At 59.7% G+C, this 10,749-nt stretch carries 11 protein-coding genes; 7 read left to right on the top strand and 4 right to left on the bottom strand.

All coding sequences use genetic code 11. The features are described from left to right. Positions 1-96 precede the first annotated feature (96 nt). The 3 genes from HMPREF0178_RS22910 to HMPREF0178_RS21300 form a co-directional block, all read right to left on the bottom strand. Positions 97-525 carry a prepilin-type N-terminal cleavage/methylation domain-containing protein gene (locus HMPREF0178_RS22910; RefSeq protein ID WP_009733505.1) on the bottom strand — a complete coding sequence of 143 codons (429 nt, stop codon included), beginning with the start codon at positions 523-525 and terminating at the stop codon, positions 97-99. A 585-nt stretch (positions 526-1,110) separates the two neighbouring features. Continuing rightward, positions 1,111-3,306, bottom strand: coding sequence for a ferrous iron transport protein B (feoB, locus tag HMPREF0178_RS11190; protein WP_009733504.1), 2,196 nt, complete (start codon positions 3,304-3,306; stop codon positions 1,111-1,113). A 6-nt stretch (positions 3,307-3,312) separates the two neighbouring features. After that, positions 3,313-3,567, bottom strand: a complete 255-nt coding sequence (locus HMPREF0178_RS21300) for a FeoA family protein (RefSeq protein WP_005025255.1) — start codon at positions 3,565-3,567, stop codon at positions 3,313-3,315. A gap of 487 nt (positions 3,568-4,054) precedes the next feature. Between HMPREF0178_RS21300 and HMPREF0178_RS11175 the strand changes: the two genes are divergently transcribed. From HMPREF0178_RS11175 to HMPREF0178_RS11155, 5 genes are all read left to right on the top strand, one after another. After that, positions 4,055-5,074, top strand: a complete 1,020-nt coding sequence (locus tag HMPREF0178_RS11175) for an ABC transporter ATP-binding protein (RefSeq protein ID WP_009733501.1) — start codon at positions 4,055-4,057, stop codon at positions 5,072-5,074. Positions 5,075-5,167: 93 nt separating this feature from the next. Next, entirely contained in the window at positions 5,168-5,734 is a 567-nt protein-coding gene (grpE, locus tag HMPREF0178_RS11170) for a nucleotide exchange factor GrpE (protein ID WP_009733500.1), read from the top strand. Between the two features lie 17 nt (positions 5,735-5,751). Next, complete coding sequence (locus tag HMPREF0178_RS11165) at positions 5,752-6,918, top strand: ABC transporter permease (protein WP_232281258.1); 1,167 nt, start codon at positions 5,752-5,754, stop codon at positions 6,916-6,918. Further along, complete coding sequence (locus HMPREF0178_RS11160; protein WP_005025245.1) at positions 6,915-7,706, top strand: ABC transporter ATP-binding protein; 792 nt, start codon at positions 6,915-6,917, stop codon at positions 7,704-7,706. The genes HMPREF0178_RS11165 and HMPREF0178_RS11160 overlap by 4 nt, the downstream gene beginning before the upstream one ends. Further along, entirely contained in the window at positions 7,703-8,677 is a 975-nt protein-coding gene (locus HMPREF0178_RS11155) for an MlaD family protein (RefSeq protein ID WP_005025243.1), read from the top strand. Before HMPREF0178_RS11160 ends, HMPREF0178_RS11155 begins: the two co-directional genes overlap by 4 nt. A 190-nt stretch (positions 8,678-8,867) precedes the next feature. On the opposite strand, the gene HMPREF0178_RS11150 is transcribed toward HMPREF0178_RS11155, so the two are convergent. Then, the gene (locus tag HMPREF0178_RS11150; protein WP_009733498.1) at positions 8,868-9,452 is read right to left on the bottom strand and encodes a LysE family transporter; all 585 of its coding nucleotides are present in this window, start codon (positions 9,450-9,452) and stop codon (positions 8,868-8,870) included. A 79-nt stretch (positions 9,453-9,531) separates the two neighbouring features. Here HMPREF0178_RS11150 and HMPREF0178_RS11145 point away from each other — a divergent pair, with 79 nt between their 5' ends. Together HMPREF0178_RS11145 and HMPREF0178_RS11140 are read left to right on the top strand one after the other, a co-directional pair. Continuing rightward, positions 9,532-10,086 (top strand): helix-turn-helix domain-containing protein, encoded by a 555-nt coding sequence (locus tag HMPREF0178_RS11145; RefSeq protein ID WP_005025239.1) that lies wholly within the window; start codon positions 9,532-9,534, stop codon positions 10,084-10,086. 17 nt (positions 10,087-10,103) lie between these two features. Then, positions 10,104-10,706 carry a membrane integrity-associated transporter subunit PqiC gene (locus HMPREF0178_RS11140; protein ID WP_009733497.1) on the top strand — a complete coding sequence of 201 codons (603 nt, stop codon included), beginning with the start codon at positions 10,104-10,106 and terminating at the stop codon, positions 10,704-10,706. Positions 10,707-10,749 lie beyond the last annotated feature (43 nt).

Genomic DNA, 10,749 nt, shown 5'->3' with positions numbered 1-10,749 from the left:
CGGCTGGTGGGGAGGATACGCGGAGGGAGTTCCGTTGTATGGAAAAAAAGAGGCGATTCCTTAAGGAATCGCCTCTTTTTCATTTATAATAAAATGTTACGACGGGTTAGCAGGAGCATCAGTCGCCTGCGTGCAATCAGGAAGACTGATCTTCGCATCGGTGAGGGAAACCTCATCCGTACCTTCAGTACCTCCTGGAGGCAATGCTTTAGTAACGGTATAAACATTATTGTCTTTGGTCCCTGTAGTCAGCTTCCACCCTCCCAAATCAGTAGGGCTTGTTACAAGACCCTCAGCTGCCGTTACCGCTTCGGCGCAGGAGCCACCGTGCAAAATTTCCTGCCCGAACTTCAGGTTCACACGGGCCTGCACTTCGGCAACAACGGCCATTGCAGCTTTGGTTTGGGCCTCTTTCTGCAAATCATAGTACTTCGGAACGGCCACAGCGGCGAGAATGCCGAGGATGACCAAGACGGAAATGATTTCAATGAGCGTGAAGCCCTGCTGTCCCCTGTCCTTTCGCATCGTAGACCTCCATCCACAAATGTTGAAAACGTCTTAAGCCTGAACGGAAAAATCACATGTATGAGGCTCGTGATAGAATCTTTTTCATCTATAGAGTACCTCGTGATTCAAGTAAAGGCCTTCGATATCCGCGTACAGCGCTATTCGCAAAATATCCTAGCTGTTTCTTCATGAAGGTTTCACAAAGAAACGGCGCTGCACTGAATAAAACGGCATACAAAAAAATAATACCACTTTATTCAACAATATATAGTTACATAAAGCAAACTGTCCGGTGACGTAAAAAGAGTACCTTCCCGAAAAAAGAAGAAATACCTTCGGCGAGTATCTATACCCTCGCAACAATGATGTAAACCCAATATGCTCTTTTTACAAAAATAAGGGAGCATTTCTACGAATGCTCCCTTATCCGTTTTCTGAGAGATCAGCTTCCCCACTCTGGGGATTTTCATTTTTGAACCCGCAAAACAAAAACAACCAATAAAGAGGCTCTTATATCAACACACGGAGATGTATCGCGAAAAAAGGGAAAGAGTTTCGGGTGTACCTCTCTTTTTCGAAAAATCTCCTCTCTCTTTATTTCATCTATAGAAACAACATCGTCACATGCCGCACGGCAACGGCGGCTCCAAACGCGATCAGCGTGTTGAATACCATACTGAACACAGGCCAGCCCCACGAACCCGTCTCCTGCCGGATAGCGGCGACAGTCACCAGACAGGGCGCGTACAGCAGCACAAACACCAGCAGAGCCAAGGCGGTGGCGGGCGTCCAGCGCCCGTCGTTGCGGATCTGCTGCGCCAGCGGCGTGGGATCTTCGGGATCGATGTCGCCGAGGGAATAGGCCGTGCCGAGCGTGGCGACGATGACTTCCTTTGCCGCAAAACCGCCCACCAACGCGATGTCCGTGCGCCAGTCAAACCCGGCGGGACGCGTCAACGGTTCCAGCGCCATGCCGAGGCGGCCTGCAAACGAGTGTTGAAGTGCCCGCTCCGCGCGCTCGCCGTGCAAGGCCGTAAGCTGCTCTTCAAGAGCGGCCACATCGCCGCCCGAAGCCTTCGCCGCTTCAAGGTTCGCTTCGATGGTCTGCTGCTCGCCCGCGAAATGCGCCCGCGTGTCCAGCGGCAGCCGCGGATACGCCATAGCCGCCCACAGGATGATGGAAATGGCGAGGATGACCGTACCGGCCTTCTTCAAATACTCGAACGTACGCTCGCCCGTATGGATCGCCAGACCGAGCATTGTGGGCAGGCGATAGGGCGGAAGCTCCATAACGAACGGCGTGGACGGCCCACGGATAATCGTCGAGCGCAGCAGCCGCGCCGTGAGCAGGGCCACCACCCAGCCGGTGAGCGTCAGCCCGAACATGACCGCCGCCTCATGGCCGGGGAAAAAGACGCCGGAAAAAAGGATGAAAACCGGAAGCTTGGCCCCACAGGCCATAAAGGGCACGGTCAACAGCGTCGCGATCTTTTCGCGGGGGCTCCTTAGGGTGCGGGCCGCCAGCACGCCGGGCACGGCACAGCCGCCAGCAATGCCTCCGCCCACGATGAACGGCATCACCGAACAGCCGTGCAGCCCGAAAATACGGAAAATACGGTCGAGCATGTAGGCCATGCGCGCCATGTACCCGGTATCTTCAAGAAAGGCGATTTGAAGGAATATCAGCATAATGAGCGGGACAAAGCTCATGACGCCGCCCACACCGTCGATAATGCCCGAAAGCACCAGCGACTTGAGCTGGCCGTCGGGGAGCACGGCGTCCGCGCCTTCGCGCAGCAGGGCAAACCCTTGTTCCACCCAGCCCATCGGGATCTCCCCAATGGTGAAGGTAACGGTATAAAGCAGATAGAGCACGCCGAGCATGATCGCCGGGCCCATAAACGGATGCGTCAGCAGCTTGTCCATGCGGTCCGAGAACTGGATGCGCGCGTGCATGTCCTGAAGCCGGATCAGCACGCCGTCCCGCAGCAGCGAGGAAATAAACCCATAGCGGTAATCCGCGATGACGGCCTCGGGCCACGTATTCAGCGTATCCCGCAAATGCCGCGCCACCTCATCCACCTGCCGCTCCAGATCGGCGGCAAGCTCCGGGGCTTCGGCGCGGCTGCGGGTGAGGATTTCCTCATCCTGCTCCAGCAGCTTGAGCGCGACCCACCGTGCCGGATATTCCGAAGCCAGCAGCCCGGCCTCGGCAATGGCGGCTTCCATATCCCGCAGCACGGGATCAAGATCGGGCCCATACGAGATATGCAGCGGCTCCCACGGCTCGCCGCGCTTGGTTTCGATATAGGCTTCCGTCGCCTTCAAGAGTTCGGGCAGCCCTTCGCCCGTGCGGGCCACGGTCGCCATGACCGGGAAGCCCAGACGCTGCGACAGGCGCTCGATATCAATGGTCATGCCCTGCTTGGCGGCCTCATCCATCATGTTCAGGGCCAGCACCACGGGAACGCCGAGTTCCAGAAGCTGGATGGTCAGGTAGAGGTTGCGCTCCAGCGCGCCCGCATTGAGCACGTCGATGACCACGTCGGGCCGTTCCTGCGCCAGCACATGCCGGGCGACCGTCTCCTCCTGCGTGTAGGCGGTCAGGGAATACGTCCCCGGCAGGTCGATGAAGCGCACACACCGGCCGGAAGGCATCTTGATGAAGCCTTCCTTCTTCTCCACGGTAATGCCGGGATAGTTGCCCACATGCTGGTGCGAACCGGTCAGCGCGTTGAAGGCCGTCGTCTTGCCCGAATTCGGATTGCCCGCGAGGGCTATGGTAAGCTGCGACTCCATGACGCCTCAGCCCGCCTGTTCCAGCGGTTCGACGACGATGTAGTCGGCTTCGTTGTTCCTGAGGCTGAGCGTGAACCCAGGCAGGCGCAGGGCCACCGGATCGCGCAGCGGGGCGCGCCCCACCACTTCCACTTCCGCGCCGGGGATGAGCCCCATGTCCCGAATGCGCCGCCCCAGCTCTCCGCTGGCCTGCACATGGGCGATGCGGGCTTTCTGCCCCTCCTTCATCCTGCGCAGGGAAATGAGCCCGGCTTCCCGCATCTCCTTGGAGATGGGACAGCCTTCGCCGCCGCACGAACGGGCTTCGGCGCAATCATGCTCTCCGCGCTTTCTATGGCAAAATCCAAACATATTGTCCCCCAGCTTCAACTTTATCGTCACATCCGGCGCCGCCGCCCCTCTGGGAAAGCACATCCCCGGCCCTGACGGGCCCCGTAGCAACCGGCGCAGCCGCCGTTGCATACCGGACGTTTCATGACATTGATCCTGCGGCATACAAACCACGCCGCAACGATGATCGACACGGCGAGCAGGGATTCCCACGAAAAAACGCTTCCAGTGATGAAAACAGGCTCCGCGTCCATACCCACTCCCTTATGATACCAATTGGATCTGCCCTTTCTATAGATTTTTGAAAATAAATGTCAATTGCGGCATGAGAACATTTTGCCCGGCATCCCCGGTTTCTTGCCCTTAACCCGCATCTCGTCTATACTTTTTTTATTCGCAACTTTCTTCGGAGCGCCCCATGTCCCTTTCCGCAAACGCATCTTCCCCAATCCCGGCCTCCTCCGCCCCGCTGTTGCAGGCGGAAGGCGTCACCGTGCGGTTCGACGCCTGCGAACGCCCGTTCGACGTGGTGCGCGACGTGTCGTTCACGCTGCATCCGGGGCGCACGCTCTGCCTTGTGGGGGAATCCGGCTGCGGCAAGAGCATGACGGCGCTGTCCCTGCTCCGCCTCATCCCCGAACCGGGGCGCCTCGCCGCCGGGTGCATCCTCTTTGAAGGCCGCGATCTCGCCGAATTGTCCGAATCCGCGATGGAACGCGTGCGGGGGCGCGACATCGGCATGATCTTTCAGGAACCCATGACCTCGCTCAATCCGGTCATCCGGGTGGGAGAGCAGGTCGCGGAGCCGCTGATGCGTCACCTGCGCCTGCCAAAGAAGGCCGCGCTCGCCGAAGCCGTGGAACTGTTCCGGCTGGTCGGCATACCCGCGCCGGACATGCGCGTCCGCGACTACCCGCACCAGCTTTCCGGCGGTATGCGCCAGCGCGTCATGATCGCCATGGCGCTGGCCTGCAAACCGCGCCTCCTGCTCGCCGACGAGCCGACCACGGCCCTCGATGTGACCATACAGGGCCAGATACTCGCCCTGCTCGGCGATCTTTCCCGCGAGCGCGGCATGGGGCTTCTGCTCATCACCCACGATCTCGGCGTGGTGGCGGAAATGGCCGACGAAGTGGGCGTCATGTATGCCGGGCGCATCGTGGAGCGCGCGCCCGTGCGGGCTCTGTTCGCCGAACCGCGCCATCCCTATACTTGGGGCCTTATCCGCTCCGCGCCCACGCTCGACACGCCCCCTTCGGCGAAGCTGGACGCCATCCCCGGCACAGTCCCCTCGCCCGGCGATCTCCCGCAGGGATGCCCCTTCCGGCCGCGCTGCCCGGAAGCGCACGAGCGCTGTTTCAAGACGCCGCCCGTCATCGAATCCGCCGGGCCCGACGGCGCCCGGGAAGTCTGCTGCTGGCTTGCCGAAGCAAGGTAAGTGTTGCCGAATACGGGTTCAGTCCTATATAGAGTGTTGGCAGATGCGTCACGGAGACGGCGCGTCGCCGAATATGATCATTAAGGAGCTAGCATGACCGATACACGTGATCCCCAGACCGAAAAGGAACAGAACGGCGCCACCGAAGAAAACCTCGCGGAAACCGCGCAGGCCCCTGAAAAAACGCTTGAGGAGCAGTTCCGCGAAGAGATTTGCCCCACTTGCACGGTCAAGACCGAAGCGGACGAGACCCGGCTGCGCGCCCTCGCGGAAATGGAAAATTTCAAGAAACGCATCCAGCGTGACCATGACGAATATATGCGCTACGCCAGCGAGCCGGTGCTCAAGGATCTCCTGCCCGCGCTGGACAGCCTTGATCTCGCCATTCAATACGGCGGCAACGACGAAACCTGTAAAAGCCTGCTCACCGGCGTGATCATGACCCGGAAGCTGCTCCTTGACGCGCTCAAGAACCACGGCTTCGATGTCGCCGGGGAAGTGGGCGAACCCTTCAACCCCGATGTCCATGATGCCGTTTCCTATGAAGAGCGGGATGATATGGAACCCGGCCTGGTCAGCACCCTGCACCAGCGCGGCTACCGCCTGAAAGACCGCCTGCTGCGCCCCGCCAAAGTATCCGTCAGCCGCAAGCCCGCCTGACGATGGCAGCCGAACCGATGACAAAAAGCAGGGCGTCCGCCCCGCTCGGAGGCGCGTTACACGCCGAGAGCTCGGAGGGCGTCCTGCGCGTCATTTTCAGCGGCGAGTGGAAACGGGATCTGCTTGGGACCAACTTTTTTACGGAACGTGACGAAGCGCTGTGTGAAACGGAGAGGCTCCTCAAAGAGGCCCGCAGCGTCGAACTCCTCGGCGAGGAACTCGGTGAATGGGACAGCGGCGTGCTCGTCGTCACCACCCGGCTCGTCACCCTCGCCAAAGAACACGACATCCCGCTTGATGACGCCCGCCTCCCCGAGGGCATCCGCAACCTGACCAGACTGGCCCTTGCGGTCCCCCCGAACACCGCCGCGCAGCGTAAGGCCCAAAAGACGACCTTCCTCGAACGGGTCGGCGGCTTTGCATTGGCGGTGCCCCGCATGGCACGCGACATTTTCGATTTCATCGGCGAAATTGTCCTCAGCGTCGGCAGGCTGTTCCGGGGCCGCTCTTCCTGCACGTCGGGAAACGTCTGGCTCGCCGTTCAGGAAAGCGGCGTGGACGCCCTGCCCATCGTCTCTTTGATCAGCCTGCTCGTGGGCCTGATCCTCGCCTTCGTCGGCGTGATCCAGCTCAAGATGTTCGGTGCGGAAATCTACGTTTCCAGCCTCGTGGCCGTGAGCATGACCCGCATCATGGGCGCGATCATGACCGGCATCATCCTCGCGGGCCGCACCGGCGCCTCCTATGCCGCCGTCATCGGGACCATGCAGGTCAATGAGGAAATCGACGCTCTCACCACGCTCGGCGTGGCACCTTCCGACTACCTCATCATGCCCCGTATCCTCGCCCTTACCGCCATGACCCCGCTGCTCGTTCTCTATTCCGACTTCATGGGCATCATGGGCGGCTTCATCGTCGGCGTCGGGATGCTCGGCCTTGATCCCATGGAATACTATACATTTACCCAGAAAGGGTTCAACATCAACAACCTCTGGGTGGGCATGGTGCACGGCGCGGTCTACGGTATGCTCATCGCCATAACCGGCTGTTACCAGGGCCTGCGCTGCGGCCGCAACGCCGAAGCAGTCGGCAAGGCGACCACCTCGGCCGTGGTCTATTCCATCGTGGGCATCGTGCTGTCCACGGCTGTCCTCACCATCCTCTGCAATATTTTGAATATATGAATACCTCCACACCCATCATCGAAGCGCGGGACCTTACGGTCGGCTACGGCAGCTACGTCGTGCAGAAGGATCTCAACTTCACGATAAACCGTCAGGACGTATTCATCATCATGGGGCCGAGCGGATGCGGCAAAAGCACGCTCCTGCGCGTCCTCGTGGGCCTGCTCCAGCCTACAAAGGGGCAAGTGCTCTACAGGGGACAGGACTTTTGGGCCGGGACCGAAAGCGAGCGCCAAAAACTTCTCAGCGGCGTGGGCCTGCTCTTCCAGAGCGGCGCGCTGTGGAGCTCCATGACCCTCGCCGAGAATGTGGCCCTGCCCTTGCAGCGCTATACGAAGCTTTCCTCCGCCGAGATCAGGGAACAGACCTCCCTCAAACTCGCGCTCGTCGGCCTTGCCGGATTCGAGGATTATTACCCGTCCGAAATCAGCGGCGGTATGCGCAAACGCGCCGGGCTCGCCCGCGCGCTGGCGATGGACCCCGAAATCGTTTTCTTTGACGAGCCTTCGGCCGGGCTCGACCCGGTCAGCGCCGCCCTGCTGGACGAGCTCATCCTCGAACTCAAGGAGAACATGGGCATGACCGTCGTGGTCGTCACCCACGATCTCGACAGCATCTTTACCATCGGCAACAACAGCGTATTCCTTGATGCGGCGACCCACACCATGATCACGGGCGGCGATCCCCATGTCCTTCGCTGCGATCAGGCGCACCCCGACATCGTCCGTTTCCTGAACCGCGGCAAAACCGACTCCTGCCCCACCTCCTCCAAAGGATACCGCTCATGAGCAAGCCAGCCAACAAAACCCTCATCGGAGCCTTCGTCGTCGGGGCCACAGCCCTCCTGCTGCTCGCTATCGCCGTTTTCGGCTCAGGCAAGCTGTTCCAGACGACAAGCCGTTACGTGCTCTTTTTCGACGGTTCCATCAGCGGGCTTTCCGTAGGCTCTCCGGTCCTGTTCCGCGGCGTCCCGGTGGGGCGCGTCGTCGAAATCCGGCTCACGGGCGACCTTGATAATTTAGTGTTCCAGACGCCGGTGTTCATCGAACTGAACAAAAAGGACGAAGGGCGGTTTTCCGTTTCCGACGGCGACATATCCAAAAAAGAATATCTCGATCGCCTGGTCAGCCACGGCCTGCGGGCAACGCTGGCGACCCAGAGCCTGCTCACCGGCCAGCTCATGATCGAGATGGATTTCTACCCCAGAAGCCAGATCCCTTATCCCATCAAGGAAGTCAAAGAATACGACGACGTGCCCGAGATTCCCACCATCCCGTCGCAATTCGACAACATCCTGCAAACGCTCACGACGCTGCCGTATGACGACATCGCCTCGAATGTCCTCGACATTACGGAAGGCGTCAAAAAAATCCTGAGCAATTCTGGGACGGAACAGCTGATCGGCCACATCGACAAGCTGGTGGTCCAGCTTCAGGATATCGGGACCAACCTCGACAAGACGCTGACGAGCATCCGCGGGCTTGCAGAACCGTATACAAAGCTGGCGCAGGATACGGACAAGCGGCTGTCCGCGGCGCTGGAACAGGCGTCGCATGTCCTGAGCCGCATCGACAACGTAGCCAAAGAGACGGAGATGACTGTCGTTTCCGCCCGTGGCGTGGTCAGCAAAAACAGTACGACCGTCATCGAACTGAATCAGGCCATCCGCGAAATCACCGAAGCGGCCCGGGCCGTTCGCGTGTTCGCCAACACGCTTGAACGCAATCCCGAAGCAGTGCTGCGCGGGAAGGTACGGTAAAGGAACGTATTGGGGCTCCTCCCCTCCTCTACCAAAGACTTTCGACTGGTAGGGTGTCGGGAAGTTCAAATCGTAGCGGGACCGGGTTGAAAGCGGAGTCCTGTGCGCTTGATTGGGCACAGGACTGTATCCTTAAAAATGACGCGATGGGCCCAAGGACGCGGAAGCGGATTACATCCATGTGAGATAATTAGGTATACAGGGATGCGGCACACCACACCAGCAGGAGCGCCATGCTCGCGTTGGCGGCGGTATGGTGGTTCTGGAGGAAACGGCGGAATACGGCTCCAAAAAGCGCCCAAAAACATGTCCCGGCATAGGCGACAGCCGAGAGCACGCCGATGGAAACAGCCAAAGCCATAAAGGAATCGTAGTAAGGAAGCACAAAGGACGAGAAGGCGGTTATCCCATAGAGGATGCCTTTGGGGTTGACGAATTGCAGCAGCATCCCTGAAACGACGCCGTTGACCGGTACAAGGCGGGAATCTTCGTTTCCTGATCCCGACCGCCAGACGCCAAAGGCCATCCAGAGGATATACGCCGCGCCGACGGCACGCATTGTGGGTTCCACGTCGGGCAAAAACCGGAACAGCGCCGCGCCAAACAGCGCACATGCCGTCATGAGCCCCAGAACGCCCAGCAGGACGCCGAAGCAGAAACGGAGCCCCTTCCGGAGCCCGTACGCACTCGCGCTGGAAAGCGCCATAATATTGTTGGGGCCTGGCGTAAAGGACATGATGCACGCGAAGGACAGGAAAGCGGCAATCGACGGCATGGCGGAAGCTCCTTTGAGTTTGTGCGATAGAGCATACGATCTGTGCACTATAATGTCAAACATGGACAGGATAACGCCCTTGGAAAATATCGGCCACATCGTAGCGGAGAACCTCAAACGCCTGCGGGAAGAAAGGAAGCTCAGCCTTGACGCCGTAGCGAAATGTTCCGGAGTGAGCAAAAGCATGCTCGGCCAGATCGAACGCGGCGTGACCAACCCGACCATCTCGACGCTCTGGAAGATCGCGAACGGGCTCAAGATTTCATTTACTTCGCTCATGATGCGCCCGGAAACGGACGTCGAAGTCGTCCCGCGTTCCGCCATAACGCCTTTTGTTGAAACAGACGGAAAATACAGGAATTATCCCGTCTTTCCGTTCGACAGTTCCCGGGGGTTCGAGATGTATGCCATTGAGCTGGATCCCGGCGTCCGGCTTGACGCCGAACCGCACCCCGAGGGGACGCAGGAGTTCATCACTGTTTTTTCCGGCGCGCTGACCGTACTGCTCGACGGTGAACGCTGGGGGATCGCCGATGGCGACTCCATCCGTTTCAAGGCGGATCGGAAACACGCCTACGCCAATGAAGGAAACACGCTGTGCCGCTTGAGCATGGTCATTTGCTACCCATCTTAAAGGAAAAAGGAAGCCATATGAAAAAGCGCGCCCCTTCCCTGCTGCTGGCCCTGCTGGCGCTGGCCGGACTGCTCACCGCTGGCGGCTGTTCCCTCGGCCGCAGCCCACGCCCCGATTTCTACATGCTGTCCTCCCCCGTGGAAAATGTGGTCCAGTCCGGCAAAGAAAAAATCTCCGGGCCACGCGTCGCCATCGGACCCGTGTCCATTCCGGGCTATCTGGACAGGCCCCAGCTCTTCCTGCGCGACGGCAATGACGTCAAAGTCGAGTTGGCCGAGTTCAACCATTGGAGCGAGCCGTTCGGCGAGGGCGTGACCCGGGTGCTCTGCGACGCCGTGTCCGCATCCCTGACCCCCCGCAAAGGGCTGGCCTCTCCCATGCGTTCGCAGCAGCCTTTCCAGTGGCGCATTGCCGTGGATATCGCCCGTTTTGACGGTGCGCCCAACGGCAGCGTCATCCTCGACGCAGGCTGGAGCCTCGTGAACGAGAGCGGCGAAGAGCTCAAGTCGGGACGTTTTGTGCAGCACGCCCCCGCCGGTCCCGACATCCCCTCGATGGTACAGGCCCAAAGCACCCTCCTCGCCCAGTTCGGCGCGGTTCTTGGGCAGATGATTCCGTAGGGAAAATGAGGGGGGAGGGGAGAGGGAACCTTTCTAAAGAAAG

The sequence above is a fragment of the Bilophila sp. 4_1_30 genome, from assembly GCF_000224655.1.
Lineage (GTDB): Bacteria > Desulfobacterota > Desulfovibrionia > Desulfovibrionales > Desulfovibrionaceae > Bilophila > Bilophila wadsworthia.
Note: the sequence above shows the minus strand (reverse complement) of the source record. Positions and strands in the feature narration are given on the sequence as shown.

Bases quoted from the DNA above. Each gene is read 5' to 3' on its own strand.
- HMPREF0178_RS22910 (WP_009733505.1), bottom strand. From the start codon at position 525: ATGCGAAAGGACAGGGGACAGCAGGGCTTCACGCTCATTGAAATCATT.
- feoB (WP_009733504.1), bottom strand. From the start codon at position 3,306: ATGGAGTCGCAGCTTACCATAGCCCTCGCGGGCAATCCGAATTCGGGC.
- HMPREF0178_RS21300 (WP_005025255.1), bottom strand. From the start codon at position 3,567: ATGCGGGAAGCCGGGCTCATTTCCCTGCGCAGGATGAAGGAGGGGCAG.
- HMPREF0178_RS11175 (WP_009733501.1), top strand. From the start codon at position 4,055: ATGTCCCTTTCCGCAAACGCATCTTCCCCAATCCCGGCCTCCTCCGCC.
- grpE (WP_009733500.1), top strand. From the start codon at position 5,168: ATGACCGATACACGTGATCCCCAGACCGAAAAGGAACAGAACGGCGCC.
- HMPREF0178_RS11165 (WP_232281258.1), top strand. From the start codon at position 5,752: ATGACAAAAAGCAGGGCGTCCGCCCCGCTCGGAGGCGCGTTACACGCC.
- HMPREF0178_RS11160 (WP_005025245.1), top strand. From the start codon at position 6,915: ATGAATACCTCCACACCCATCATCGAAGCGCGGGACCTTACGGTCGGC.
- HMPREF0178_RS11155 (WP_005025243.1), top strand. From the start codon at position 7,703: ATGAGCAAGCCAGCCAACAAAACCCTCATCGGAGCCTTCGTCGTCGGG.
- HMPREF0178_RS11150 (WP_009733498.1), bottom strand. From the start codon at position 9,452: ATGCCGTCGATTGCCGCTTTCCTGTCCTTCGCGTGCATCATGTCCTTT.
- HMPREF0178_RS11140 (WP_009733497.1), top strand. From the start codon at position 10,104: ATGAAAAAGCGCGCCCCTTCCCTGCTGCTGGCCCTGCTGGCGCTGGCC.